At 59.7% G+C, this 26,639-nt stretch carries 20 protein-coding genes and 2 pseudogenes; 5 read left to right on the forward strand and 17 right to left on the reverse strand.

The window, feature by feature from the left end; all coding sequences use genetic code 11:
• Positions 1-5: 5 nt before the first annotated feature.
• Positions 6-683, reverse strand: a complete 678-nt coding sequence (locus AS026_RS06545; RefSeq protein ID WP_062369055.1) for a dimethylsulfonioproprionate lyase family protein — start codon at positions 681-683, stop codon at positions 6-8.
• A gap of 187 nt (positions 684-870) precedes the next feature.
• Positions 871-2,205, reverse strand: coding sequence for an omega-aminotransferase AptA (gene aptA, locus AS026_RS06550; RefSeq protein WP_062369056.1), 1,335 nt, complete (start codon positions 2,203-2,205; stop codon positions 871-873).
• A 142-nt stretch (positions 2,206-2,347) separates the two neighbouring features.
• Between aptA and AS026_RS06555 the strand changes: the two genes are divergently transcribed.
• A complete protein-coding gene (locus AS026_RS06555) occupies positions 2,348-2,896 on the forward strand; it encodes a cupin domain-containing protein (RefSeq protein WP_062369057.1) in 549 nt (182 codons plus the stop codon).
• A 10-nt stretch (positions 2,897-2,906) separates the two neighbouring features.
• Here the strand turns inward: AS026_RS06555 and AS026_RS06560 are convergent, their stop codons facing one another.
• The 6 genes and pseudogenes from AS026_RS06560 to AS026_RS06585 form a co-directional block, all read right to left on the reverse strand.
• Positions 2,907-3,692, reverse strand: a complete 786-nt coding sequence (locus AS026_RS06560) for a pyrroline-5-carboxylate reductase (protein ID WP_205634451.1) — start codon at positions 3,690-3,692, stop codon at positions 2,907-2,909.
• 120 nt (positions 3,693-3,812) lie between these two features.
• Positions 3,813-4,391, reverse strand: a complete 579-nt coding sequence (locus AS026_RS06565) for a hypothetical protein (protein ID WP_062369059.1) — start codon at positions 4,389-4,391, stop codon at positions 3,813-3,815.
• A gap of 22 nt (positions 4,392-4,413) precedes the next feature.
• Positions 4,414-5,592: a gluzincin family metallopeptidase gene (locus AS026_RS06570; RefSeq protein WP_062369060.1), complete on the reverse strand. Its 1,179-nt coding sequence runs from the start codon at positions 5,590-5,592 to the stop codon at positions 4,414-4,416.
• Between the two features lie 42 nt (positions 5,593-5,634).
• Complete coding sequence (locus AS026_RS06575) at positions 5,635-6,390, reverse strand: TfuA-like protein (protein ID WP_062369061.1); 756 nt, start codon at positions 6,388-6,390, stop codon at positions 5,635-5,637.
• A 9-nt stretch (positions 6,391-6,399) separates the two neighbouring features.
• Positions 6,400-7,611: a YcaO-like family protein gene (locus AS026_RS06580; RefSeq protein WP_062369062.1), complete on the reverse strand. Its 1,212-nt coding sequence runs from the start codon at positions 7,609-7,611 to the stop codon at positions 6,400-6,402.
• Positions 7,598-10,669, reverse strand: a pseudogene (locus tag AS026_RS06585) (AAA family ATPase). Before AS026_RS06585 ends, AS026_RS06580 begins: the two are co-directional and overlap by 14 nt.
• 213 nt (positions 10,670-10,882) lie before the next feature.
• Between AS026_RS06585 and AS026_RS06590 the strand changes: the two are divergent.
• From AS026_RS06590 to AS026_RS06600, 3 genes are all read left to right on the forward strand, one after another.
• Positions 10,883-11,473, forward strand: coding sequence for a DedA family protein (locus tag AS026_RS06590; protein WP_062369063.1), 591 nt, complete (start codon positions 10,883-10,885; stop codon positions 11,471-11,473).
• Positions 11,474-11,773: 300 nt separating this feature from the next.
• A complete protein-coding gene (locus AS026_RS06595; RefSeq protein WP_062369064.1) occupies positions 11,774-13,081 on the forward strand; it encodes a hemolysin family protein in 1,308 nt (435 codons plus the stop codon).
• Positions 13,082-13,157: 76 nt separating this feature from the next.
• Positions 13,158-13,442 carry a DUF1236 domain-containing protein gene (locus AS026_RS06600; RefSeq protein WP_062369065.1) on the forward strand — a complete coding sequence of 95 codons (285 nt, stop codon included), beginning with the start codon at positions 13,158-13,160 and terminating at the stop codon, positions 13,440-13,442.
• Positions 13,443-13,576: 134 nt separating this feature from the next.
• On the opposite strand, the gene fhuB is transcribed toward AS026_RS06600, so the two are convergent.
• The 7 genes from fhuB to AS026_RS06635 all read right to left on the reverse strand — a co-directional run bounded on the left by fhuB (position 13,577) and on the right by AS026_RS06635 (position 22,884).
• A complete protein-coding gene (gene fhuB / locus AS026_RS06605) occupies positions 13,577-15,559 on the reverse strand; it encodes a Fe(3+)-hydroxamate ABC transporter permease FhuB (RefSeq protein WP_062369111.1) in 1,983 nt (660 codons plus the stop codon).
• 7 nt (positions 15,560-15,566) lie between these two features.
• On the reverse strand, positions 15,567-16,454 hold the full coding sequence (locus AS026_RS06610; protein WP_062369066.1) for an ABC transporter substrate-binding protein: 888 nt from the start codon (positions 16,452-16,454) through the stop codon (positions 15,567-15,569).
• Positions 16,455-16,516: 62 nt separating this feature from the next.
• Positions 16,517-18,646, reverse strand: a complete 2,130-nt coding sequence (locus tag AS026_RS06615; protein ID WP_245307373.1) for a TonB-dependent siderophore receptor — start codon at positions 18,644-18,646, stop codon at positions 16,517-16,519.
• 218 nt (positions 18,647-18,864) lie between these two features.
• Positions 18,865-19,749 carry an AraC family transcriptional regulator gene (locus AS026_RS06620; protein ID WP_062369067.1) on the reverse strand — a complete coding sequence of 295 codons (885 nt, stop codon included), beginning with the start codon at positions 19,747-19,749 and terminating at the stop codon, positions 18,865-18,867.
• A 78-nt stretch (positions 19,750-19,827) separates the two neighbouring features.
• Complete coding sequence (locus AS026_RS06625) at positions 19,828-21,546, reverse strand: ABC transporter ATP-binding protein (protein WP_062369068.1); 1,719 nt, start codon at positions 21,544-21,546, stop codon at positions 19,828-19,830.
• Positions 21,547-21,703: 157 nt separating this feature from the next.
• A complete protein-coding gene (locus tag AS026_RS06630; RefSeq protein WP_062369069.1) occupies positions 21,704-22,645 on the reverse strand; it encodes an HlyD family secretion protein in 942 nt (313 codons plus the stop codon).
• Positions 22,642-22,884, reverse strand: coding sequence for a DUF3302 domain-containing protein (locus tag AS026_RS06635; RefSeq protein WP_062369070.1), 243 nt, complete (start codon positions 22,882-22,884; stop codon positions 22,642-22,644). Before AS026_RS06635 ends, AS026_RS06630 begins: the two co-directional genes overlap by 4 nt.
• 328 nt (positions 22,885-23,212) lie before the next feature.
• Here AS026_RS06635 and AS026_RS06645 point away from each other — a divergent pair, with 328 nt between their 5' ends.
• The gene (locus AS026_RS06645; RefSeq protein ID WP_062369072.1) at positions 23,213-25,384 is read left to right on the forward strand and encodes an adenylate/guanylate cyclase domain-containing protein; all 2,172 of its coding nucleotides are present in this window, start codon (positions 23,213-23,215) and stop codon (positions 25,382-25,384) included.
• A 13-nt stretch (positions 25,385-25,397) separates the two neighbouring features.
• Here AS026_RS06645 and AS026_RS44425 read toward each other — a convergent pair.
• Both AS026_RS44425 and AS026_RS06655 read right to left on the reverse strand, forming a co-directional pair.
• A pseudogene (locus AS026_RS44425) lies at positions 25,398-25,915 on the reverse strand (YHS domain-containing (seleno)protein).
• Positions 25,908-26,504, reverse strand: a complete 597-nt coding sequence (locus AS026_RS06655; protein ID WP_062369073.1) for an ankyrin repeat domain-containing protein — start codon at positions 26,502-26,504, stop codon at positions 25,908-25,910. Before AS026_RS06655 ends, AS026_RS44425 begins: the two are co-directional and overlap by 8 nt.
• Positions 26,505-26,639: the final 135 nt, after the last annotated feature.

The following is a 26,639-nucleotide window of genomic DNA, read 5'->3' on the forward strand; positions in this document are numbered from 1 at the left end:
GTCAGTTATCGTTCGACGTGGCACCAGGCGGCCAGGAGCGGACGTGCGGTGCATCGCATCGCGACATTGTGCCCCGCTTCGTTGAAAAAAATCGAACCGATCGAACCGCGCTGCCAGCCCTTGTCATCGCAGGAGAACTCGCAGTCGGACAGCGCCAGAAAGACCCGGGAGCGATACTGTATGTGGTCAGGGAAACGGCTGTAAGGCGCCATGATGGTGAGGCCGAGAGCCACGTCGCTGCGCTCTTCCACGCCGGATATGCCGGCCACGACCGCATGCGCATGCGTATGTTCTATGTTGATGCTGGCAAACGGGCCGGTTTTGCTCGCAACCCATTCGAGGCTCTTGGCGACGTCGTTGATGGCCGCAGCGACCTCTGCGAAAGGTTCACCCGTCAAAGCCAAATTGCGCAGCGCAAATTGCAATTGCGGAGCCAGCGGCAGAGAGGTGGCCGGCTTGTTTGCGATGGCGCCCGGTTCCTGGAGCAGGTGGAATACTTTCCCCGCGACAAACTTCTCCATGAATGGAGCAGCGTCGGACAGCATGATGTTTCCCAACGCGCCGATCAGGCGTTGCACGGCGACAGGCCTGCGCGCGCGGCTCACTGGATAGTCGCCACTGGCAGCCCTGGTCCCACGATGCAGAAGGAGATCTGCTTCCCTTCTCAACCGGGGTTTCGACATCGGTATGGAACGCTCCTTGATCACATGAGGCGATCCTTATCCCGGCCGGATCAAAAAGCAAACTGTTCGAAGCACCATTTCGGAACATGTTGACCGCGGCCGCATGCGCTTGGCAGGAATCCTCACCCCAACGCCTTGCGTTTCTGCTCGGCGGTTGACCGCCAAACAGAAACGCGCCGAGCCGGTCCTATTCTGCTCGTTTCAGGGCATCTCCCAGAATCGAGACGATATTTCCGATTTCGCCGCTCTCAATGATCAGCGGCGGGGAAAGCGCGATCGTATCGCCCGTGACACGGATCAACAGCCCCTTCTGGAAGCAGTCGACGAAGACGTCATAGGCGCGCGCACCAGGCGCGCCGTCGCGGGATGCAAGTTCGATTGCGCCGACGAGCCCGAGGTTGCGGATGTCGACGACATGCCTCAGTCCCTTCAAGGAGTGAAGAGCCTCCTGCCAGGTGTCGGTCAAGGAGGCGGCTCGGGTCAGCAGTCCTTCCTCCTCGTAGATCTCCAATGTGGCAATGCCGGCAGCACTGGCAACCGGGTGACCGGAATAGGTATAGCCGTGGAAGAGTTCGATCTGGCTCTCGGGTCCCGCCATCAAGGCGTCGTACACCTTACGGCGCGCAAAGACCGCTCCCATCGGAATGGCGCCGTTCGTCAGACCCTTGGCTGTCGTGACAAGATCGGGAACAACACCGAAATAGTCGGTCGCAAATGGCGTCCCAAGCCGGCCAAAGCCGGTGATGACCTCGTCGAAGATCAGGAGGATGCCATGCTTGTCGGCAATAGCGCGCAGACGCTCCAGATATCCCTTCGGCGGCAGGATGACGCCGGCGGAGCCAGACATCGGCTCGACGATGACGGCGGCGATCGTTTCTGCGCCATGCAGCGCAACCAGCCGCTCCAGATCGTCGGCCAGCTCGACCCCATGCTGCGGGAGCCCCTTGGAGAAACCATTTCGCTCGATGTCGAGGGTATGGCGCATATGGTCGGCCGGTATCTGCGGGAAGACGCGTCGGTTGTTGACGAGACCGCCGACCGAGATGCCGCCGAAGCCGACGCCGTGATATCCCTTCTCGCGACCGATGATGCGGGTGCGGGTGCCCTGGCCGATGGCGCGCTGGTAGGCGATCGCAATCTTCAACGCCGTATCGACCGATTCCGAGCCGGAGCCGGTGAAGAACACGCGATCGAGTTTTGCGCCCGGGCCGCCCGGCGCGATCCTTGCGAGCCTTTCGGCAAAGTCGAAAGCGACGGGATGGCCCATCTGAAAGGTCGGTGCAAAGTCCATCGTCTGCAGCTGGCGAGCAACGGCATCCGCGATGCGCCGGCGACCGTGGCCGGCATTGACGCACCAGAGGCCAGCCGTGCCGTCCAGCACCTTGTTGCCGTCAATATCTCGGTAATACATGCCTTCGGCTGAGGCGAGCAGCCGGGGTGCGGTCTTGAATTGGCGGTTTGCCGTAAACGGCATCCAGAAATTATCGAGGGAAGGCCGGTTGGAAATGCTGATCTGGTCCACCGCTATAGTCTCCATTGTGCGTGGCGACATGTTGGGTGATTTGCGCCGACGGACAAGTCCTTTTCTTTGCTCATGTAAACGCTTGAAATCTATGGCTATGCGTTGAATATGTTCGATATTCGCAACAGGTGAAACGCGCCCCATGTCCGTCGATATCGGCAACCGCCTTCGTCATCTGAGGATGATGCACAATCTCTCTCAACGCGAACTGGCAAAGCGCGCCGGTGTCACGAATTCAACGATCTCGTTGATCGAGTCGAACTCCTCCAACCCCTCCGTCGGGGCATTGAAGCGTATTCTTGACGGCATCCCCATTGGTCTGGCGGAGTTTTTTGCCTTCGAACCGGAGCGGCCGCGAAAGGCATTCTACGCAGCAGAGGAACTCGTCGAGATCGGCAAGGGGCCGATCTCCTATCGTCAGGTTGGGGAAAGCCTGTTCGGGCGCAGCCTGCAGATCCTGAAGGAGTGCTACCAGCCGGGCTCCGACACCGGCAAGGTTTCCCTCGTCCACGAGGGGGAAGAGGGCGGTATCGTTCTTTCCGGGCGGCTCGAAGTGACTGTTGACGACGAGCGTCGGATCCTTGGGCCGGGCGATGCCTATTATTTCGAGAGCCGGCGACCGCACCGGTTCCGATGCGTCGGGCCGATTGCATGCGAGGTCATCAGCGCCTGCACACCCCCGACATTCTAATTTAGATCCTTCAGGCTTTGGCGCCCTTTATCCTCGCCAGGACGCGGTCAAGCGCCGAGATCAGGGCATCGCGCCCGCCGTTTTTCTGGAAGTCGGACAGCACCTGTTCGTTGAGGCCGCCCTTCGTCGCAAACTCGCTGCTGAGTTCTTCGAGTGGAACGGTTTCCGAGCGCAGCGCAGTCTGCGTGAGACTGGCAAACAGCGGCGCTATATAGGCGCGTCCCTTGCCTTTGGCGAGGCCACGCTGTTCCAGCCACGTGGCCGAGATATCCATGATTCCCATGACGGTCGACATCAGAGCGCTGGCCGCCGCCAAGAGGTCGTATTCCTCCTTCGTCTCGCATTCGACCGCCGTACCAAGAACGGAAAAGAGCGACGCAACATGAGGATCTGGCGGAAAAACGGCCGTCACCCCTTCGCGGTCGGCCACGAAAGGCAAGGGAATGGCCTGGACGAGGTGAACATCCGCCCCGATCCATTCAAGAAGTGCCTGGCGATCGGTTGCTGCAATGACGCTGAGAACGGATTGATCCTTTCGGAACGTCAGTCCGCCGAGAACCTCCTTCGCAATTTGCGGGCGTACCGCCAGGACAACCAGGTCGCTCGCGTCGATGACGGCCTGATTGTCGGCGGCAATCGAGACTTCCGCAAAGTCCGCAGCCAATTTCTGGGCGATCTCGGCGTTGCGAGGCGAAATCGTCACATGCGCGACGGCGGCGGGCTTCGTCAACAGCCCCCGGACCATGGCGTCGCTGATGGCTCCGGTTCCGATAAAGCCGATTTTTTCTGTCTGCACGCCACTCTCCCCATGCTGCGTGGTCAAGCCGGACATCGCCCGCACCGCGAAATAGCGTTCCGCGGGCGAGGTGGCAAGGCAGACAGGCCATTTGGCAAATCGACCCGCAAACCGAAATGACTACTCTCGCGCACGCATGGGTGCCAAGGACATGGAGTGCGAGTAGGCCTGGGGCGATCTGCTTCCGGGCATGTTTTCATCGAGTACGAGCGCCTGGAGATCGTCCGTCCTGACATCGAGTGTGACGGCACTTTGTCTTTTGTCCAATTGCCAGACATGGTAGCCAAGCGCCGGCGAGTAGCCGCAGTCACAGCCGCAATCGTCCCATGCGATCGGCTTTGGCATCTCCGGCAGCAGCATGATCACCGGTTTCGGCATTTTGTAGCAATGCCCTTCGTAGGCGTAGCCGTAGATAACGCCGATGCTCTTGAGATAGCCTTGGCAGCCGTCTCCATAGCCGCGCCATGGCAGCCCTATTGCTATCGGCAGGCACATTGTCTTGTGGCAATACTGCAGCGAAATGTTCACGCTCGGCGCGCTTTTGCTCTTGTCGGTGCAGTCCGTCCCCTCGTCAGGGGAAGGATCCTCAGGGACGTCAACCTTGGTGCAGTCGGTTGCAGGACGTCCGTATAGTCGCACCTCACTCGGGTCGTACGGGCCAGACTTTCCGACGTCTGGATTTCTGCAGCAGTCGCTCATTGCCCTCTCCTTTCGGGTTGCTTCAATAGATGATTTCACGCCATGCAAAATTTGCTCTGAGAGCTTCCGCAACGGCACCATCGGCGGCGTCAACGATCGACCTTGCGGCTTGGTTGAATGTCAAAGTCCGAGCGTCAAGTGTCTTTAGTGAAGCGCCGAGCGCACGTCCGACGTCGTCGCGAGCCTTCTCCAAGGCCAGCTGGAAGTACAGGGGTCTTGTCCGAAAAGACTGCGCCGTCAGCTCGCGGAAGCGATCAAACTCGTCGAGGGCCAGATTTCGCAAATCGTCGCGAAGAAGGCGCGGCTCGGCAGAACCATTGGCCACCAGATTGCGATGATAAAGCTCAACGATGGTGTCGAACATGGCGCCGACGAAAGGTAGCGCCCGATCATGCGGGTCGCGTGTGACTTCCGACATTCGCCTGAAATTGGTCGCGAGGCGGATCTGGGTTTCCGGGCTGGTTTCGGCGAAGCGATTGAGCTCGTTGTAGAGCAGCAAATTGCCCTTTGTCCTTCGCAAAAGACGGTCGATAGCGGAATCGAAGGAGAGAAAAGTAATCAGCGATACACAGTCGGAAAAGCCTTCCGAGAAGGGAAAGAAATCGCTCTCGCGGGAGGCTCCGACCGGAATGCCTATTTCCGAAAAGATGATCAGGTGGCCGACTTCATGGGCGATCGCATCGAAATTCAGCGCGTAAGGTCTTGGTGTACCACCGGCATCAGAGCGTCCGAGTTCCAGAAAGCCGTAGCCTGCCTGGGCGTTGTCCCAGTCGACCAAAGGGATGATCTCCAGTCTGGGGAGCGTGGCATCGAAAAACCAATGAACCGGATGGCCGAGGTAACTCTGCCAGATCTCGAGCACACGGTGAATGCAGGCATAGGCATGCACGCCGAGATAGGGCCGCGATAGTGGATCGAGATTGTCGAAATGACCGTCAGGCCCGGCATGCACGGGCGGGCGCGTGACGCCGATAAACGGTGGCAGGCGCGAAAACCCGTAGGGCTCCTTGCTGTAAAGCGGATCAGCCACATACATGCGGGCGTCGCTCGGGCCCGGGGAAATCTGGTCAGGTAGGATAGACAGCCAGACGCGATCTGGCTGCTCGTAGCCCGGGATGAAGGGAGGCTGCGGAAAAATCCAGAATCGCGTTCCTGTGCCGGCCTCGTTAGAGACCAGCGAAACATTCGGCTGAAAATCCATGCTGGCCTCGCCCTTAAAAGGTCGAAACAACTTTACGTTTAATTAGTAATAATTAATTAAGTCTATGTCAATATTGGTTGCTTGCAGATCACGAATGAAAGTATTCGTTGCAACCCAGGCTTCAGTTGGGTGATGGACGATAGATTCTGACGACAACCGGGGCGCGATTTTCAGAGCCAATAGTGCGTCAAGACCCTTCTGTCGGACAAATTGCTGACGCAGGCGGCCGATTTCTTCTCGCCCCCATCCCTCAGAGCGAAGTATCCTGTCAATGGATCGATCGCGAAAATTCATTCGCCGGGCAGTTGCGGTAAGGCTATCGCGTTGAGCGGCGCTTATATGGCCGAGCCGCATCAGATGGGAGAACGTTCTTTGCAGATCGATCAATGCGTCCGTCACCGGCGGGAACCCCAACTCGGCCGGCCCCGACTGAACGGCGACGGCATCGTCCGGGGTCAGCACCCAGCGCCTGTACCACCGGAAGATCAGTCCGACGCCGATCATGCCGTATGGACCCAACTCCGCAGCCCGAAGCGCTCCCATGCTTGCGGCTCCGATCACGACGATCCCCTGCGCAAGTGCCCACAAAATTTCCTTGTGTCGGACTGATGGGCGGTCTTCGAACTGTCCATCGATGATGACCATCGCTCTTGGACGAAATGCGTGGGCGGCAAGCAAAATGTCGCCCTGAGCCACCGGCTGCAGGTAAACGGCGTCAAGTGCCGCCTGAGCCTCAGGCAGTCGCAGTGTCGGCCCCAGAAAGACCAGTATCGGCCCCGCTTGATCTGCCGCACTCATTTTGACCTCCTAACGCACGACGCTGAACGGGCGGGCTCGGGGCATCAGCATTCTGACGCAACGAACAGGCCCGTCGGGATGCGAACCCAGGGGAACCGCAAGAACGGGACCAAGCTCGGTGTCCGCGATACGGTCGAGCAGATCCTGGAGGCTGGAAACAGGAGGGGCTTCAACGATTTGCGTGAAAGAACCCGGGTTGAGGATGAGCTGCCGGGCCTTTGCAACAATGCGGTCGACGCGCTTGTGATAGTGTCGCGTCGTCTGATCGTCGCGAGCGCCTGAGATAGCTCCGGCGCGGGCCGCCAGCGCCTCCCGCATGGCATTTTCTGCCGCTTCTGCGAGGTCTTGCCCCGCCGAATAGCCTTCCGTCGGCAATGCGAGCACGGGATGATCGCCACCGAGTTCGATCGTCTGACACCAGACGACGGCAACGCCAGTCGGGGAGGGAGCATGCCAGAACCCGGCCGATATATTGTGTTGTGCAAGAAGAGCGGTCAGGTGATCAACGGCGGGACCGAGGCTTTCGGGAGAAAGCCGGTATCTGTCGAAGAAGCCGTGCGTGTCGAACGCCCTGGCAATTGCGTCGCGTTCGATACACTCGAAGAGCGCATGTGCGGTCGCTTGATGCCAGGTCGAATGGCAGGCAAGCCCGGTGGTGGTGCGCAGGAAGAGCCCGTCGAAATCCGGGGGCGGATCCGTATAGCGTGTGTGCACAAGTTCAAGAGGAACCATTTGGGTGTTTCGGAGGCGGAGGTCATGGCCCATGATCCAGAGGGTTGGTGTCGACCGCCAGGCCGATGTTGCGTGGTCGTCAAGCTGACTATCGAAGAGGCCCTCCAGGATGGCTAACTCATCGGCGCTTCCAAGGACGGCGCTGGTGGCGGGAACCAACTCGGCGTAGTGGCGCTCAAGTGTCTCCATGATCGCGCCGATGGCGGCATGAGCTATGGATCGACCGCGGCCAAGCGAGGTCACCTCGGAAAGGGCAGCTGGACGGATTGCCTGGACCGTGGGAAGCCCCAACCGGTCAAGGCCGGTGAGGTCTGCGACGCGCGTTACTCCTGCATGCCGGCAGATTGGCAGGAGCCTTCGCAGGTACTCATCTGGCGGATCGACGTCAGCCCTGCCCAGCGATGCCCCCCTGTTGGCGGTGACCTCTGCCGCAAACTCGTCGAAGAGGTCACCCCCCTCAACAGCGCAGTCGGGTTCACCGGTCGACAACAAGGCCAAGCTCCTCGAGCGACTGCTCTATTCTCCGCTGGAGTGCGGCTGCCCCCTGCGTTCGGGCGGTCTCTGCAGCAACATGCAAATCTTCCATGACGAGGTTGCGCATTGCGCCGGAGCGGGCGCGCAGCATGGCCCGAACGCGGTACAATTCCGCAAGCCAATAGGCGTGACCGGTTTCCCTTGCCTCGAGTATCGCTTGGCTGGCAACCTCGATGGCGCGATCGACCTTGCCGTCAAGACCGAGCATGGCGGCCTGCATCGAAAGATAGATCGGCAGGTCGACGACCGTGCCGAGCTCTCCCAAAAGATCAAATCCCTTGCAAAACCTCTCATAGCCGCTTGCGACGTTTCCAAGATGGGCCTCGGCCCATCCGCCGAATAGGAGTGAAAGTCCGGCCAAAGACTGCATTTCGTGTTGTTGGGCAAATTCAGACATTTCTTCCGAAACGGCTGTCAAGCGGTTGTAATCATTGCGATAGAATGCCGCTACAGCTTCTACGTCGAGAGAGTGTGCCTTGCTAGGCAGGTGGGAAATGCCGTTCACGAACTGGATCATCTGCCTAAGTACGCGGTCTGATTCATGCGTTTGGCCGGTCAGCCACAGCGAGTGTGCCAGTTGGCCGAGTCCACAGGCACAGGCATCGTGACCGCCGTAGATCGTTCGCGCTTCGGTCGCCCTTTGTGTGTCGTAAAGAGCCAAGCCGTCGCATACAGCATTCTGCGTTTCCCTGTGACGTCCGAGGTTGAAGTCGATTGCCCAGATTCAATGGTTCATCTGCAGGCGCACCTCCGGGTCCTGGACGCCGGCCAGCATGATCTGAACCTCCATGGCGCGTTCGTGCATCGTCAAAAAATCGGAACCCGTCAGCCACCATCCCCAGTAGATAGGAAACCACCGCGACTTCTCTTCCAGCGGCTGGCGATTGGCGATTTCCACCCCGTCTTCGTAAAGCCTTCGCGCCGGTGGCGAATTCAGGCCGATCGCACCGGTAAGCACTGGTCCCAATGCCATGACGGTCGTCAGCCGAAGTCGATCAACCCGCTCGGTCGTATCCAGGTCGTCGCAGATTGAAAGGGCATGCTCGAGATGATGGCGAGCTTCAACCAGGGCCGAACGACGCGCGGCCTCCTGACCGGCCGCTATGAACAGTTCCACGGCCGTCTCCCTGAGACCAGCACGCTCGGCATGCTCGGCACGGGCACCAACATCGATCCATGGTGCAATCGTGGGATCTTCGGTCAGTGTGTCGAAGAGGCGCCGATGAAGTGCCCGGCTTTGTCGCCGCAGCAGCAGTTTGTATACCGTCTCCTGGATCAGAGAATGGCGAAAACCATAGGTAACGGTCCCGCCGGCTCGCACATGCGTTACGAAGCCGGTGTTGCACAGCGTATCTGCCGCGCTTGCCAGCGCCTTCTTGCCATAGTCTGGAAGCAGTCTCTGAAGAAGAGGCAAGGTAAAGCGGGAGCCGGCAACGGCTCCGGCGCGCGCCACATCCCTGATCGGACCGAGATTGCCGAGCCGCGCTTCGAGGATCTCTTCAAATGTCGAGATATGTGTCGACGATCCGGCTTGCGGCATCGTGACGCCCGTAATCGTGGTCTCGGACACCCATTGGCATATCTGCTCGATGAAGAGCGGCACGCCGCCCGAAATCCGCTCGGTCATCTCAACCAGCTCCGAGAAGTCAGCCACTCTGTGCTGCGGCCAGTTGCGCTCGATTGCAAGCCTCGTCTGGTCTGCATTGAGAGGTTTTAGAGGTAATCGAGTTGGGCGGGTGTCCTCTGGCCATTCCATCGTCGCCTCTGGACGCGCGGTCGCGATCAACAGGATCGGCAGTCCCAGGATGCTGCGGGCCGTCTCAATCAGAAAATCTCGAGAAGTCGGATCTATCCAATGAACATCCTCGACGACAAAGAGAACGGGCCCGTTTTCACAGAGCGCTCGCATCGCTCGCGAGATTGCTTGTCGCGCTCTTTCCCGGATCAGTTTGGGATTGCTGCCGGCGAGGTTTTGGCTGCGCCCCTCGGCTCCGAGCAGGTGGGAGAAGAGCTCGACGATGTCGTTGTCCCTTATGCCGTTGCGCCGAAACCGGCTGGCGACTGCGGAGGCCGTCAATTTCGACTGTCCACCTGTCTCGGGCATGCCGGTAAGGCTGTTGACCAAAGGATGCAGCGTCGAATGAAAGCCCCCGGGCACGCATTGGAAGAAGAAGGATTTCGATCGCTCTGCGCGGGTCAGTCTGCGGAACTCATGCAGAAGGCGGGATTTTCCGATGCCGGCGTCCCCCTCGATAATGACCGTCTGCCCGCTCCCGGCAACGACGCTTTTCCATGCTTTCGAAAGTGTGCTCAGCTCATCGGTGCGGCCCACGAAAGGACTGCCGAGTCTCCCGAAGGCATAGAACCTGTCCACTTCATTCTTGTGACCGAGTGCGCGCCATGCTCGTTCCGGTGCTTCGAACCCCTTGAGATTCCAGATGCCCTCGAAGGAGAACGCGTGCGAGCGACCCGCTAGCCTGCAGGTTTCGTCAGACACGAAGACGGTGTTTGGAGCAGCGACGGTCTCAAGACGGGTGGCGAGCGCAAGTGCTACGCCAACAACAGGCTCATGGGTCCAGCTTTGCTTCTGAGGCTCCTGAACGAGAGCAACGGAGGTGGCAATGCCGACGCGAACTTGCAGATCCGAACGACCGGCCGCCTCCCCAACGCGCCTGCAGGTCTCGGTGATTTGCAAGCCAGCCCGAATAGCAAGGGAAGCGGCATCCCGCGCTCCGATATCAATCGGAAACAAGGCGAGACCACCATCACCAGCCTCCACCCGAAGCACACCCGAATGCGCGACGATCGACTTGTTGGCGGCTGCCTGAAACGCGGACAACAACTCGCGATAATCTTCGAGATCCATACGGTGGAAAAGTTCAGTTGAATCGACCAGATCATAGCAAAGCGCAGTAACGATCCGGCGCTCGATCGCGCTGGATACGGCCTGGGGCTTCCCCCGGACGCTCCTGGCCGGTGGTTTTCTGGCGCCATTCGGATCTTTGTCCTGCATCGCGCTTCCCCCAGCCGCTGGGCCAAAGCCGCCTTCTCATGAGGCTAACACATTCTTGGCGCGTTGCGTGAGTGTGTCGTTGTGCTGCAATGACATTCTCAAGACGTGGCGAGATGGCGCTTGGCGCTCTGGACGTCGCATACGCCTGCCGACGTTGCTGCAAGACGCAATTCAGGGCAGATTGCGGGTTGTTCTGCGGCCGGAGGCTAGGCATTGCTGGAGAGGCTGATTGGCGAGTACGGCGTCTTGGCCGTTTTTATCGGCGCCGGTGTTGAAGGGGAAACGGCAGCGTTTCTCGGTGGTGTCCTCGCGCATCGGCACCTTATTGCCTACTGGCAGGTCGCTCTGGCCGCCTGTCTCGGATCCTTTGCTGCAGACCAGTTTTTCTTCTTGTCAGGTCGCTACGCCACCAAGTGGTCGCATGTTCAAAAGCTGCTGGGATCGGAACCGATCGCGAGAGTGAAGCAGCTCCTCGAAGCGCATCCGACGGGCTTTATCCTCGCCTTTCGTTTCATCTACGGCATGCGAACGATCAGCCCCGTTGCAATCGGCGTCTCGAACGTCTCGACACGGAAGTTCATTATCCTCAATGCGATCGCCGCACTGGTTTGGGGCGTTGCGATAACGGCGATCGGATTTCTGGCCGGACACGCCGTTGAGGTATTGATCGGACGCCTGGAACTTCATTTGCACTTGTTAATCGCGCTGGCTTTGATTGGGTTCCTCGTCGCCGTCAGTGCTTATGCCGCCAGGCGTGCAATGGCGCGACGCTCCGCGCGCTCGGGAGCTTGGAGACGCGGGTGACGGTCTCAGCCGAAAGGCTCGGCTTCGTCGACCCGCGTGGACCTTGCCTCGGCGCCGATATCCGTTGGCGATGCCTCACATCGCCGGCGGAGATGCAAGCTAAGTCTGGCTTGGGGTTCCCAGCAGTTTTTGCAGAACGAATGATCTTTTCGGCACCATTGGACGCGGCGGCCCCGGCTTCTGCAATCCAGCGATCCGGTAAGAAGCCAAGAAACCCTCATTCGCGAGTGGCTTACAGCTGGTGTTCTGTGGGAGAATGCCTATGTTTCGCGTAGTTTCGAAAATAACAGGGTTCCTTTTTTGCTTCTCGAGATTTCAATCGTTGCCATTCTCACCATCTTGAATGGCGTCCTTGCCATGTCGGAGCTCGCGGTCGTATCCTCGCGGCCCGCACGCCTCAAAGTGCTGGCCGACCAGGGAAGCCGGGGGGCCGCCATTGCTATCCGACTTGCCGAGGAGCCAGGGCGGTTTTTGTCGACCGTGCAGATTGGCATAACCCTCGTCGGCGTTCTGTCCGGTGCGTTCTCGGGTGCGACACTTGGTGCGAGACTGGCCGGCTGGCTCGGCACGCACGGCCTTTCACCGGCAGCGGCAGATGCGCTCGGGGTCGGCTCGGTCGTCGTCGCCATCACATACCTGTCACTGATCGTCGGTGAGTTGGTGCCGAAGCAGATCGCGCTTCGCGCACCCGAGACTGTGGCTAGCAAGGTCGCCCCGGCGATGATGTTCCTGTCTCGCCTGGCCGCCCCACTGGTCTGGTTCCTTGACGCCTCCGGCCGCATTATCCTTCGTGTTCTTGGTCAATCGGGCAAGTCGGCCGATATGGTCACCGACGAGGAAATCAAGACGGTGCTGGCGGAAGCGCAGAGCGCCGGCGTGATCGAGACGGAAGAGTCGGCGATGATTTCCGGCGTCATGAGGCTGGCGGACCGAAGTGCCAGAGCCTTGATGACCCCGCGCCGGGATGTAGAGGTGATCGACGTCGAGGATGGCTTCGATGAGATCCGGGATCAGCTCCGCCGGAGCGTTCAGGCGCGATTGCCGGTGCGCAGAAACAGCTCCGATGAGATCATCGGGGTGCTCTTGACCAAGGACTTCTACGACGCACTGGCTTCGTCCGGCCATGCCGACATCGCCGCGCTCACCAAGGAAGTGCCGATTGTGTCGGACTTGTCAGGCTCGCTTGATGTCATTCAAGCCATTCGTCGCTCACCCTGCCACATGGTGCTGGTCTATGACGAATATGGCCACTTCGAAGGCGTGATTACCTCTGGCGACATTCTGGAAGCAATCTTGGGCGCGGTTCAGGAGGACGCTTTCGGAGAGAAGGCCATCGTTCGCCGCCACGACGGCAGCTATCTCGTATCCGGCTGGACGCCGATCGACGAGTTTGCGGACTTCATGGGCTTCCGGGTCGAGGACGACCGGGAATATCAGACGGTTGCCGGACTCGTGCTGGAGGAGATGAAGCACCTGCCGGATGTGGGCGAAAGCTTTGTCATGAACGGCTGGCGATTCGAGGTCGTCGATCTTGACGGGCGCAGGATCGACAAGCTTCTCCTGACCGCCGAAGTGCCCCCTGGCGAGGCAAGCCGAACGCTTCAGTAATGCCGATCGGCTCTGCTCTTCGTGAGGGAACCTTCACGTGAAAGGGGAGTTCCCCTTTCCACACATGGAGGTAGATATGAAAGCTCTCATGACAGCGGCAATCACAGGACTTTTGTTGGCCGGTCCCGCTTCGGCTCAGACCACGGTCGTGACCGTGCCTGGCGAGGTGCGGACCTACATAACCGAACAAGAGGTTCCGTCGGTCGTTTATGATGGCGACATCGTCGTCGGGACGGAATTGCCGTCTTCGGTAGAAATCCACACCATCCCCAGCAACGATGCATACGGTTACACCGTGGTCAACAAGCGACGTGTGATCGTTGATCCGCATACCCATCGCGTGATCGAAGTCATCAGGTAATCAATCGGTTGGCGGCGACGGCTAACACCACACTTGCGCGCGGATGCATCGAGCCTGCCGTTACGCAATGTAGCCTTGGTCGATGTTGCCGTGTGCAAGTGATTTTCTTGGCAGAGTTGCAGCGCCGCAGCGACTTAGAGTGAGGCGAGCGGTGCCTTTCGACCGAGAAGCCAAAGAAGATATGGCCCTCCGATCAGCGCGGCGAACAGGCCGACGGGCACCTGGTAGGGGTATATGATAACGCGGGATAACCAGTCGGCCAGTACGAGTAGACCGGCGCCGATCAGCATGGCCGCGAGCAGATGGTCGCGGCTCCGGTGAAAGCCGATCAGCCGCGACAAGTGGGGTGCGATCAGGCCGGTCAGGCTCAGCGGTCCAATGAGGAAGGAAGAGATCGCCGTCATCGCAGCGGCAAGTGCCGCGAGCAGAAGCCGTGTCGACGTGACACGAAGTCCGACACCGCGCGCCAGCCCCGCGCCAAGCGGCAGGATGGCAAACCAGCGTGTCATCAGGAAGAGCGGTGCTGTCAGAACAGCCAGTGAGATGATCGCGGTCCAGGCTTCGAACGTGCCGGCGCGGTTGGTCGAGCCCGAAATCCAGGTCAGAAGAATGTAGCTTCGCATGTCGCCTTGCGAAAGCACCACGCTGATGATTGCAAGGCAAAAAGCGCTGATGGCGACGCCTGAAAGCAGGAGTACGTCCGCTGATAGGCCAGCGCGTCGCGCAACAGCGATCATGGCCAGGAACGAGACGAGTGCGCCAAGCGACATGCCTGCGATCATGATTGCCGGAGAAGGGAAGGCGAATACGAACAGTGTCACCGTCAGTCCAGCCCCGGCACCGGAAGAGACACCGAGCACTTCGGGGCTTGCGAGCGGATTGCCGGTCACGCGCTGCATGACGAAGCCGGCCGCGCCGAGCATTGCGCCTGTTCCGGCGGCCACGACAATCCGCGGCAGCCTGAACGGCAAAAGATCTGAGAGCAGCGAGCCGACGGCAATTTGCCAGCCGCCATCGGTCGGTCCAACGACAAGAACAGCCAGGAAGACAACCAGAAAGGCGACGCCGAGGAGCAGAAGCGCCAATGCCCGTCGCGACAGACGTCGTGCGGTCCCGTTCGACGTTGACGTGGGAACCGCCCGCCCGTGCACGCGCGGCAGCAAAAACAACAGCAGAGGGCCACCGATGAGGGCGGTAGCAGCTCCTGTCGGCGCAAGGTCGGAAAAGCCGGGACCAAGCAGCTGCGTCAGACAATCAGTCAGAAATAGCACAGCAGCACCGGCAAGGGGCGCCGTCGTCATCACCTGACGCGTGGTGCGAGCGCCGCAGAGCCGCGCAACCGCGGGTGCGGCAAGCCCGAGGAAACCGATGATGCCGACTGTGGCCGTAACGGAGGCCGAAAGCCATACGGCAATCATCAGGACCGCGAACCTTACGGCGTTGAGCGAAACGCCGAGACCCTTGGCGCTCTCATCGTCCAGGGCAAGCACATTGAGCGGCCTGAAGAGAAGCAGAGCGGCGAGCATGCCGGCAGCGAGCTGGGGTGCAAGCGAAGCCACGCCGGTCCAATCCTGCTGGTTGAGGGCACCGGCGCCCCAGATATGGATCGACATGGCATATTCGCCCCGCGCCAGTATCAGCGTGACGCTGAGCGAGGCTGCAACCATGCTGACGATCATGCCGCAGATTGCAACGGTGACCGGATCGAGACCGCGGCGCCAGCTCAAGGCGAGCACAAGGCCAACGGCGCAAAGGCCACCGGCGAAGGCGACAAGTTCGCGCGAGACACCGGCCAGGATGGGCGAGAAGCTCAAACCAAGCGTCAGAGCCAGTTGTGCGCCAGAAGCGATACCGAGCGTCGAGGCGTCGGCTATCGGGTTGCGCAGAATACGCTGCAGAAGTGCGCCTGCAAGACCGAGTGCTGCGCCCGAAACCAGCGCGATCGCAGCCCGCGGCATGAGGCTGCTCCAGAAAAGGATGGCATCAAGCGTCTTGGCTTGCTCGGGATCGCCAGGCACCTGAGGGCGCAAGATCAAAAGCAGGGCAAAAGCTGCAACGCATGCAAAGGCAAGCGCTAAGGCCGGGATGATCGCTTTGCGTGAATACAAATGCGGCATGGAAAGGCTAGCCGGTTCGGACACGGGAAAATCCTTCGGCGAGAAAGTCAGCGAAGCGACTTGCGGCTGGAAGCGCGCCATAGGGGTTGACCGAACCGAGGGTCAGGACGCGGTTCTCCCGCACGGCCGGAAGAGCCTTCCAGAATGCACTTCCGGTGAGGGCTTCGAACGCGTCTTGCGGATGCGGCGGAATGAGGATGATCCATGCGTCCGGCATGGATGCCAGGGTCTCGATGCCGACAGGTGCCGTAGCGGAGTAGCTGGTGGCACCGGCCCAGGCATTGGCAATGCCGACGCGCTGCAAGACCTCGCCGAACATGCTGTCGGAACCGAACACCCGGTAGTGGCGGGCATCGCCGAGATTGATCGGCAGGACGGAACGTCCATCGCCGTTGGCCGCGAATTGAGACTTGTAGCGATCGAGTTTTGCCGCGAGACCTTCCACCAGCTTTCCGGCCGCCGGAAGTGCCAGACGCTCTCCGATCGCGAGCGTTGCCTGTTCGGCCAGCCTGTACGGGCTCTTTCCCGGCATGTAAATCGCGTGGCTTTCGACCGTGGCGATACGGCTCATCAGCGCATCGGCCCAGGCGTAGAAGTTGGAATTGAAGATCACGTCGGGACGCGCGAAGCGCAGGACCTCCAGGTTCGGCGTCCCGCGAAGGCCGAGATCGGCGACTGTATCAGGCACTTCAGGCGTTACGGCGACCTGTCGGAACTGGCGCAGTTCCGTTGCCGCGACCACATTGGCACCGATCGCGAGCAGCGTTTCCAGGAGCGCCCAGTCGAGCGTGGCAACCCTCGGCTGGAACGGCTGACCTTGCGCTACGCCTCCGACAAGTGTGACTGCTCCGGCCAGAAAGGTCCTGCGTGTGAGCCGTGCTGCGCTCAATTTCATCTCCAGTCAGTAAAGGGAGGCCCAAGCCGGGCCTCCCTGAAAGCGATCATCAAAACAACCGGTTACCAGGTCTTGCTCAACTTGAACCATACGGTGCGCGCGTCGCCGTAGCCGCAGGTGAATTCGCCGCCGCAGCCCTTCACATATTCCTTGTCGAAAAGGTTGGTGACGTTGACGGAGCCTTCCCAGCCTTCCTTCTTGTAGCGGATCGCCGCGTCAAACACGGTTGCATCAGGAACCTTCAACGTGTTCAGCCGATCTGCCCAGCTTTCGCCCTGGTAACGCACGCCGCCTCCGACGCTGACACCCTCCAATGCGCCCTGCGTTACCGTATAGTCGACCCACAGTGCGGCGGTCGTATCGGGTACAAGATAGGGCTTCTTGCCAACATAGGCTGCGACAATGTCCTCCTTCACTTCGAGATCGGTGTAGGAGAACGAGCCGAGAAGCTTCCAATTGTCGTTGAGGTTGATCTTGGCCTCCAGCTCGATACCGCGGGATTCGACTTCGCCGATCTGATTGGCAAGGAAAGTCGCCGGGTCAGTCACGACGACGTTGCGACGGTTCAACTGGAAGAGCGAGGCCGTGAATGTGCCGTCGATAAAGGTCGGGTCGTACTTCAGGCCAATTTCGTACTGCTCGCCTTCTTCCGGTTCATTGTTCGGGGTGGCGCTCGGAGCGACCGTTGGATTGAAGAAGGTGCCGACGCTGGCGTAAGGCGTGAGACCATTGTCGAATTCGTAGGCGATGCCGATGCGACCGCTGGCCGCCGAGTTGTCGTAGCTATAGCTGCTATAGGTCGAACTGTAGGCCGTCGGGCGGTTGTCGGTGTCGGTATTGACGAAATCGTAGCGCCCGTTGAGCGTAATGAGCCAGCCATCGTCGAAGCGGATCTGGTCCTGGGCGTAGATGCCGAGCTGTTGCTGGGTGATCAGCTGGTTGCTGTAAATCCTGTTGATCGGCTGGGGGGCACCATAGACTGGGTTGACCGGGTCAATGGACGTGGCGAGTGTGGATGCCTGCACGTTGTCGAGCTGATAGTACTTGTAGTCGAGGCCGACCATGACCTCGTGATCGAGGGCGCCAGTCTGAAAGTCGCCTTCCAGATGGTTGTCGATTGCGAACGTGTCGACCTCGGAATGCCCTTCGAAGCCGAGACGATTGAGCTGGAAATAGCCCGGATCGAGAGGGTCCGTTGTATTGACATAGCCATAGGCGTAGGGACCCACCTCGTATTTCTGGAGGTGGCCATAGCGGGCATTCGATGAGAACTTGATGCCGCTGTCGAACTCGTGTTCAAACTCGTAGCCCCCCATCTGCTGGTCATATCTGCCGGTATCGATGTCCGGTTCACCAGGGAAGAAGGCGCGATCGATCTTGCCAAATGGAGCATCGACCACGGTCCCGACATAGGGGAAAAATCCGTTGCCGACGTGAACCTGATTAAGCGCTCCCGCATAGGCCCAGGCCGTGAGCGTCGTGCCATCGTCGGGCGAAACGGTCACCTGCGGCATGATGAATCCGCGCAGGTCGTGGGAGAAGTCCGAATAGTTGTCGCCACCCGCGATCTTGCCGGTGAGGCGATAGGTTACCGTGTCACTTTGGCCAAGCTTGTCCGATATATCGAAGCCGGTGAAGGCATTTCCGTCGGTGTTGATGCCGACGTCGGTGTAGTAGAAGGGCTCGTCCGTGGGGCGTTTGCGGATATAATTCACGATGCCGCCAGCGTTGCCTCCGCCATAGAGCACCGATGCCGGACCCTTCAGCACCTCAACCCGCTCCAGCATGAAGGGATCGATCTGGAAGCCACCGAAGCCATAGGTAAAGAGCTGCAGTCCGTCGAGATAGACGCCAGTCTGCGTCGCGTCGAAACCGCGAATGTAAATCCAGTCGGTGTCGGCATCGACACCGAAAGGAGCAGCCGTGACACCGGGCGTATAGCGCAACGCCTCGTCGACCTTGTTGACGACGCCGCGGTCGTCCATTTCCTGCCTTCCGATGACGGACACAGCCTGCGGGACTTCGTTGAGCGGCGTGTCGGTCTTGGATCCCGTCGTCGTTTCCCTGGCGACGTAGCCCTTTACCGGCCCGATAGCGCCGTTGCCGACGCTCTGGCCCTGAACGACGATCGGCGCAAGCGCTGTATCGGCGCTCTCTGCCTGCGCAGCCCCGGCGGCGCAAAGACCAATCATCGCTACGCTCGTGCCCAGAGCGCTTCGCATGCGCTGCAAACCTCTTACTTCATGCATTCCAAAGACCCCACTCATGCTATTCGTCGGCGGCCGTTAGGCGCCGGCTTAATAAGATGAGCGATTAACTCAAATTTAATGGCCAGGCTTGGCGCGATCGGTGGCGATTGAATGATTTTGGGCGTTTCCAAAATTCGTGGGCAGATCCTTGCAAAAATGCATCACTTGCACTGCGATCTTTGCCAGCGGGCCGGTGTCGTGCCGACATGTTTGCGAAAGACACGGGTGAAATGCGCCTGATCGGAAAAGCCGGTCTCTACCGCGATGGCTGTCAACGCCTGTGCCTCATTGCGGAGCAGCTGCTTGGCTCGCTCAAGCCTGGCATTCATTTGCCAATCATGCGGGCTCGTGCCCGTAGAGGCCTTGAACGAATGGCTGAAATGCGACTGTGATAGCCCCGTCAGTTCCGCCAGCTCGTAAAGACGTATGTTGCGGGCGCAGTTGTCCTCGATGAACTCGGTGGCGCGCCGCAATTGCCACGAAGCCAGGGCACCGCGTTTGCGCGGCGGTGTCTTTGCCATCTTCAGGACGTCGATCAGCAATGAAAGCGCCAGGCCGTCGCCATAGAGATCGTGGAGTGGAGCTGCGCTTGCTATCTCCGAAGCGATGAGCTCTGCGAGGGCCATGATCCGCTGGTCGAAGAAGAGCAACTGCGGATCTTTCAGCTTTTGCGGATCGATATCCTCCATCAGCCGCTGGCCGAGGACGTCGGCATCGAAATGGATATCGAGATGGCGCATCGATTGCACGTCCCTGATGTCTACCCAGAGCTCCATCTCCGCCGGGATATAGGAAATCGGGCTCGCCCGTCGGTCCTGGGGAGCGCCGGCGGCGGTCGAGGAAAGCTTGACGGAGGGGCGGCCGCGTCCGAGATGGTCGAGAAGGATGAAGAGGCGCGGATCGCGCGCCACGTAGTGACCACCTGCGTAAGCGCTGCACTCGACATCCCAGAGATCGGCGGTAATGCCGTTCCAGTTGCGACGCCTGAGCCCGCCAACGACCGAGAAACCCTCGATCGCGTTCTGCATGCGCGGCTGAAATGTCATGGCGATGTCCTGTCGGCGTAAAACATGTGTGTGATTATCAAGTTTATTGCATCGCATCAATCGCCACGTTTCTGTTTTTCAGTGGCCCCTCATCTGCGCGTCATGGAGACGGTTGTATGCGCCGCGTTTGGCGATGAGGTCCTGATGGGTGCCTTGCTCAACAATTCCGTTGGCGTCGACGACGACAATGCGATCCGCACCCTGGATGGTGGCAAGCCGATGAGCGATGACCAGCGTCGTGCGTCCCTCAGACAATTCGCTCAGCGATCGCTGTATTGCTCGTTCCGTCTCCGTATCGAGAGCAGACGTCGCTTCGTCGAGGATCAGGATCGGAGGGTTCTTCAGGAACATGCGGGCAATCGCGACGCGCTGCTTCTGGCCGCCTGAAAGCTTGACGCCGCGCTCGCCGATGACCGTATCGAGACCGGCGGGAAGGCCCGCAAGCATTTCTTCGAGCCTCGCCCGCCTGGCGGCTTCGAGGATGTCCCTTTCGCTGGCGCCCAGACGGCCGTAGGCGATGTTCTCGCGAATCGTGCCGCCGAAGAGGAAAACGTCCTGCTGTACGATGCCGATCTGTTGGCGCAGCGACACCTTTGTCATGTCCCTGATGTCGACGCCGTCAATCGTGATGCGGCCACCGCCGACCTCGTAGAAACGTGGCAACAGCGAACAGATAGTCGTCTTTCCGGCCCCCGAAGGGCCGACGAAGGCAATCGTTTCTCCGGCATGGATCGACAGATCGACATGCTCGAACACGGGCGCTTCCGGATTGTATCCAAAAGAGACATCCTCATAGGCGATGGCGCCCTTGAGGTGATCAACCGTAATGGCGTCCGGCGCATCGGCGATATCCGGCTCGGTATCGATAAGCTCGGTGAACCGGCGAAAACCGGCGATTCCCTTTGGATAGGTTTCAATGACCGAGTTGATCTTTTCGACAGGACGGAAAAAGACGCCAACCAGAAGCAGGAAGCCGATGAAGCCGCCGGCCGTCAGGGTACCGGAAAGCACGAAATAGGCTCCGGCGATCATCACCACCATCTGCGTCAGCCGCATGCTCATGTAGCTCAGCGAACTGCTCGCTGCCATGAGCTTGTAGGCGTCGAGCTTGACGCGCCGGTAGCTCTGATTGTCTTTTTCGAAAAGTGTGCGCTCGTGGTTCTCGTTGGCGAAGGCCTGCACCACGCGGATACCGCCGACATTTTCCTCGATGCGCGTGTTGAAGTCGCCAACCCGCTCAAAGAGGCGCCGGAAATTTTGGGTCATGCGGCTGCCGAAGTGGCTCGTCACCCAGGCCGTCAGCGGCACGACGACAGCCGTTATCAGCGCCAGTTGCCAGTTGACCGAGAACATCAGCAGCAAGGCGCCGGCAAAGGTCATCAGTGCGATGAACAGATCCTCAGGCCCGTGATGGGCGACTTCGCCAATCTCTTCAAGATCCTTCGTCAGCCGCCCGACGATGTGCCCGGTCTTCTGGTTGTCGAAATAGCTGAACGACAACTTCTGTATATGATTGAACGCCGCACGACGCATGTCGGTTTCGATATTGATACCGAGCATATGGCCCCAATAGGTGACGACCGCCATCAGACCGGTGTTGATCACATAGATCGCAAGAAGGGCCGCAGACGCCAGCAGGATCAGCAGCCATTCCTGGCTGAGCAAAAGCCGGTCGACGAACAACTTCACGGCCATGGGAAAGCCGAGTTCGAGCAGCCCCGAAACAATGGAACAGGAGAAATCGAGAATGAAAAGGCCTCGATAGGGCCGGTAATAGGAGAAGAAGCGACGCAGCATTCAAATACTCGCAAACGAACGGGGATTGGACTGGCCGGCCAAGAGCCCGCATCGTGAAAACATGACTGGATTTCTCCATATTGTGGAGCCGCCCGGCTGATAGAGCGTTGCGCGACCAAAAGCAATACGAAGCGGCTCGAGCCCACAAGAGGCCGGGCTAGAGAGGATTGATGTAGTTGGTGATCGCAACCTGGCGAAGCAAGACGCGGCGGATCACATGCGCTGCCTTGACGTGATCGGTAAAGATTGCGGCGTCACCGGTGCTGCCGGCAGGCAGGGCGGCAGCAAAAGCCGGATCATCGAGACGAATGCGAACGACAAACGGCAGGCTCTGGATGGCTGTGGGTGCGATTGCCGTGCCTGACGTGCGGGCCTGGCCGCTGGCGACGGCCTGGATCACGCTTTCGACCTTGCCGGTATAGACCTTACCTGGCGCGAACTTGAAAGTTGCCTCCACAATCTGGCCAGGCTCGATATAGCGCGCGTTGATCTGCGGAATCTCAACGCCGATGATCGTGTCCGAGGTGTCAATGAACGCCATGACTGGAGACAACGGCAGGCTGGTTACACGCGCTCCCTTGCTAAGCGCAAGATTGGTGACGTAGCCGTCAGCCGGCGCACGCACCACCGTCTTGTCAAGATCCCATTGAGCGCCCGCTATCTGGGCCGTCAGCTGTTCGACCTCGGCCTGGCGCTGCTCGACGTCGTAGGTTCGACCGGCACCGCTTGTCTGCAGCCGTGTCGTCTCTGCCAGTCGTTGCTTGTTGAGGTCCAGCTGCGCCTGAAAGGCGTCGAGCTTCGCTTGATAGGGCAATGGGTCGATCTTGAAGAGAATGTCGCCGGCCTTGAGTGGGGTATTGGCTACTACCGGCACTTCCGTGACTTCCCCGGCGACATCGGGGACGATTGCGACCGAATTGCGTACCACCAGCACCTTGCCCTGCGGCGCGCCCCAGCCCATTGGGACGAACAGGCCCATGAGGAGCAGCAGAAGGACCAGGACCGGCGAGACTTTCCAGAACAGATTGAACGGTACAATCCGGAATTTCACCAGGCAAAAGAGAATAGCAAGATAGACGTTGAGAAGTACGACGATCATCGCAGTGCCTCCGGCTTCGAGGCATGCGGAACGTCAACATAGGCCCAGATCAGGACGAGGGGCCAAAGCACGAAGCCGAGAAAGAGCGTAACCCAGCCGCCGACGGTGACCGCATCCTTCCAGGGATGGTTCCGGCGCTTGGCGATGATGCCGGGAAGCATCGCCATAAAGACGATAACGAAAGCAGTACTGGCCGTCAGCACGACGAGCACGATCCAGGCGAAGATATCTATGATCATGATGTCATCTCTTCTTGATCCTGGGGAAGCCTGATCTCGTTCAAGCCGTGACGGAAGTACACAACGGTAAACGCTCTCGTAAACGCTGCTCGCCTGACTATTGAGATGGGCGCCTGGACAAGCGCATTGGCTAGAGTCCTCGTGCGTCTGAAAAGCCGAACACGGCCTCGGATTTCGGAGCGGCTCTCCGTAGCCTCGACGTCGTCGACGGCGGCCAAACCAAGATGCTCGCCAGCCGACGCTAGAGCAAACGACGGACGTTGCGGTGCCTGTTCGCCCTCGTCGTGGTAATATCCCCTCGCTCCCCGTATCAAAAGGCGGGCAGAGGATGGAGAGGCGTCTCACCGCGATACTTTCCGCTGACGTGGTCGGCTATAGCCGTCTCATGGGGTTGGACGAGTCCGGCACGTTGGAACGGCTGAAGGCCTGCCGCCGGGAGCTGATCGATTCCACGATCGAGAAACACCATGGACGTATCATCAAGCTCATGGGCGATGGGGCACTCGTCGAATTCACCAGCGTCGTGGATGCAGTCCAATGCGCGGCCACTATCCAGCGCGAAATGTCCGATCGCGACCGCGGCGTTCCGGAGGACAAACGCATTCGGTTTCGCATCGGTGTCAATCTTGGCGACATCATCGTAGAAGGTGACGACATCTATGGCGACGGCGTCAACATAGCCGCCCGTCTACAGGGAAATGCGGAACCTGGCGGCATTCTCATATCAGGCACTGCGTTCGACCACGTAGCGCATAAGGTCGATGTCGGCTTCGCGGCTCTAGGCGAGCAGCGGTTGAGAAACATAGCAGACCCGGTTCGCGTCTATCGGGTTCTGCTTGACCCGGCCAAGACCGGCACGGTCATCCTCGCCCCTCGGCCGACGCGGGTCGTGATGTTGTCAGCACTCGCAGCGCTCGCAACGCTATTCATCGCTGTCGCTGCGGCTTTCGTCTGGCAATGGACCGCCTCAGCACAACGGCCATCTCTGGCAGTGCTGCCCTTTGCCAATTTGAGCGACGACCAGACTCAGGACTACTTCGCCGATGGCATCACGGACGATCTGATTACCGATCTCGCAACGCTTTCGAACCTTGACGTCATCTCCCAGAATTCCGTGTTTCCCTACAAAGGCAAGTCCCACGACCTGAAGCAGATACGGCATGACCTTGGCGTCCGCTTCGTCGTCGAGGGCAGCGTGCAGCGGAGCGGCGACCTGATCCGCGTCAACGCGCAACTGATCGATACCGCCAGCGGAAACCATCTGTGGGCGCATCGGTTTGACGGTGGCGCGGCCGACGTGTTTCAGGTGCAGGACGAGATGGGACGGCAGATCGCCGATGCCCTCGGATTGAAGCTCACCCGCAGCGAGAGCGAACGCATCTCCCGTCCTCCGACCGCAAATCTCGAAGCCTATGACTACTATCTGCGTGCCGAGCAGGCGGCCCGTACCGGACGCCGTTCTCGGATGCTCGAGGCCCTGGCGCTTTTTGACAAGGCGGAAAAATTGGACGGCAGCTTCGCGGAAGCGTTCGCGGCCGATGCGCACGCAAGCGCCTTCGTTTGGCGCATGACATACGACGACGTGCTTCAGAGCGCGCTGGCGCGCAAAAGGGCCTACGACAAGGCGAGCCGCGCTCTTGCGCTCGATCCCGAGCTTCCGTCGCCTTACGCGGTCCTTGCCATAATGCAGGCTGTGGACCGACGATACGAGCAGGCGATCGCCTCGGCGCAGAAGGCCGTCGCCCTTGGACCGGCAAATTCCGAGGCCCATATGGCGGTCGCATATGTTCAATTGGTCTGGGGCAAGCACGCCGACGCCGCCGCTGCTGTCGAGACAGCTCTAAGGTACGATCCGAATCCCTCCGCCATCGACAGATACACATCCGGAATGGTGTATTTTCTCCAGCATGACTACGAGAAGGCGACCGACAGCTTCCAACGCGCCCGTGATAGCTCCGAGAACAACGGTGACTTCATCACTCCCCTCGTCATGGCATATGTCCGCGCCGGCCGCATCGAGGACGCCCGTGCGACTGTTAAGGAACTATCACGGCTACGGGGCGGCCGCGAGTGCCTGGCCGGATGGCGGCTCGCAAATGCCAATTTGAGGAGTGAGGATCTTGCGTTTACCCTGGACGCGCTGCGCGATGCCGGCCTGCCTGAGTGGCCGTTCGGCTTCCATGGAGACGAGCAATCGCGGCTGATGGGTGGAGAAATCGCTTCTACCGTCCTGGGCAAGGTCCTTCGCGGTAAGACCGAACCGTCTAAAGGCCCTGCGATCATGCAGGTCCAGATGGACGGCAAGGCCGCATTCCGCTCGCCAACCCAGATGATGACCGAGACGGTTTCCGTCAAAGGCGACTTCCTTTGCGAGCAAAGCGAAAACGCCTTCGGCCAGCCCGACTGCGGTCCGGTCTATAGACACGCCAATCCCGCCGACGGAACGAGCTACGCCTACGTGAACTCGTCCAAGGTCTTTTACTTTTCGGCCGCTGATTAGCTGTCGCTCGGTATCAGTGATACTGATCCCGCTCGAGATCGGCGGCGACCTTCGGCCATGCGGCATCTGCCTTTGCAACGATTTCCGCCGGATTGGCGGCAAAGCCCTCCGCGTCCGTCTTGTCATACATCAGGTAAAGCTTGCCGTCGACGATCTTAAAGGCCTCAGGGTCGACGTTGACTGTGACGGAGCCGTCGCTAACCTCGCCCGTGCAGTAGCCGCCGTACTGAGGTGCGTATTTAAGCGGCTCGCTCATGAACATCTCGCGGTGCTTTGAATTGGCGAAATGCCACGGGTGCCCAGCCAGTCGTAGGTGAATTTATCCGAGCCTTTTGTCGCTTTGCCTTCGGTGAAGTAGGCGACCGTGTCGTAACCCATGATGGCAACGCCGCCGAAGTAGCCCGTGTTCACCGAGTCGTCCGCCATCGCCGGAGATCCTCCAACAGCCCATGCGGCGAGGCCGACGGCTGCTAAAAAACGAAGGCATTGTTTTCCGCTTCCAGAGTGCATCTTCGCCTCCTCTTCAATCATGGATTTCCATGCATTTCTCATAAAATTTTTCTTCCCGAAGAACGCTGAGCGGAGGACACTCCACGCCATGCCGCTTGTAGAGCCTGACGATGTCGAAGTTGCCCTTCCAAATGGCCCTGGCGATTGGCGTGTAACCGTGGGACTCGGCGTGGGCTGCATCGGCCCCCTTGGCCAACAGGAACTCGGCAAGGGCGACGTGGTTCTGTTCGCCAGCAATCATCAGCGGAGTAACCCCCGCTTTGTTAGACGCATCGTCGAGAACCGCTCCGTGGTCGAGGAGCAGCTTGCTGATCGGTACGCTTCCCGAGTAGGCAGCAGCATGAAGAGCGGTGAAACCGCCAGCGTTCCGAGCCATGACGTCGGCGTGCTTGCCGATCAGCAAGCCCACGATAGCGAGCTGGTCGCCGAGCGCCGCGTTGATAAGGGGTGTTGCCTGGTCTCTCGTTCGGCTGTCGACATTAGCCCCTGCGGCCAGTGACCGCTCGACGGCCATGGCGTTTCCTTCCGAGACGGCGTCGAACAAGGGATCGGTCGCGGCCGTTACTGTCGCTGCGAAAAACAACGCTACCGATGCAAGCAACCGGCGCATGGCTTCACCTCGGAGTTTCGCGAAACAATACCACAGCGCCCACTCATAGGATAGGCGGACGCTCGTCGTGGTCGATTTCGAGCGATCGCAAGCCGCACGCTGTGGTTACCGCGTTTGGAAGTTTGCGCTGGTATA

It is taken from the genome of Rhizobium altiplani (assembly GCF_001542405.1).
Lineage (GTDB): Bacteria > Pseudomonadota > Alphaproteobacteria > Rhizobiales > Rhizobiaceae > Rhizobium > Rhizobium altiplani.

What these genes read in the sequence shown, in the direction of transcription:
- AS026_RS06565 (WP_062369059.1), bottom strand. Translation starts at nt 4,391, where the DNA reads ATGAGCGACTGCTGCAGAAATCCAGACGTCGGAAAGTCTGGCCCGTAC.
- AS026_RS06575 (WP_062369061.1), bottom strand. Translation starts at nt 6,390, where the DNA reads ATGAGTGCGGCAGATCAAGCGGGGCCGATACTGGTCTTTCTGGGGCCG.
- AS026_RS06610 (WP_062369066.1), bottom strand. Translation starts at nt 16,454, where the DNA reads ATGAAATTGAGCGCAGCACGGCTCACACGCAGGACCTTTCTGGCCGGA.
- AS026_RS06630 (WP_062369069.1), bottom strand. Translation starts at nt 22,645, where the DNA reads ATGATCGTCGTACTTCTCAACGTCTATCTTGCTATTCTCTTTTGCCTG.
- AS026_RS06620 (WP_062369067.1), bottom strand. Translation starts at nt 19,749, where the DNA reads ATGACATTTCAGCCGCGCATGCAGAACGCGATCGAGGGTTTCTCGGTC.
- AS026_RS06615 (WP_245307373.1), bottom strand. Translation starts at nt 18,646, where the DNA reads ATGATTGGTCTTTGCGCCGCCGGGGCTGCGCAGGCAGAGAGCGCCGAT.
- AS026_RS06570 (WP_062369060.1), bottom strand. Translation starts at nt 5,592, where the DNA reads ATGGATTTTCAGCCGAATGTTTCGCTGGTCTCTAACGAGGCCGGCACA.
- AS026_RS06625 (WP_062369068.1), bottom strand. Translation starts at nt 21,546, where the DNA reads ATGCTGCGTCGCTTCTTCTCCTATTACCGGCCCTATCGAGGCCTTTTC.
- AS026_RS06635 (WP_062369070.1), bottom strand. Translation starts at nt 22,884, where the DNA reads ATGATCATAGATATCTTCGCCTGGATCGTGCTCGTCGTGCTGACGGCC.
- AS026_RS06645 (WP_062369072.1), top strand. Translation starts at nt 23,213, where the DNA reads ATGGAGAGGCGTCTCACCGCGATACTTTCCGCTGACGTGGTCGGCTAT.
- AS026_RS06655 (WP_062369073.1), bottom strand. Translation starts at nt 26,504, where the DNA reads ATGCGCCGGTTGCTTGCATCGGTAGCGTTGTTTTTCGCAGCGACAGTA.
- AS026_RS06600 (WP_062369065.1), top strand. Translation starts at nt 13,158, where the DNA reads ATGAAAGCTCTCATGACAGCGGCAATCACAGGACTTTTGTTGGCCGGT.
- AS026_RS06555 (WP_062369057.1), top strand. Translation starts at nt 2,348, where the DNA reads ATGTCCGTCGATATCGGCAACCGCCTTCGTCATCTGAGGATGATGCAC.
- AS026_RS06545 (WP_062369055.1), bottom strand. Translation starts at nt 683, where the DNA reads ATGTCGAAACCCCGGTTGAGAAGGGAAGCAGATCTCCTTCTGCATCGT.
- fhuB (WP_062369111.1), bottom strand. Translation starts at nt 15,559, where the DNA reads ATGCCGCATTTGTATTCACGCAAAGCGATCATCCCGGCCTTAGCGCTT.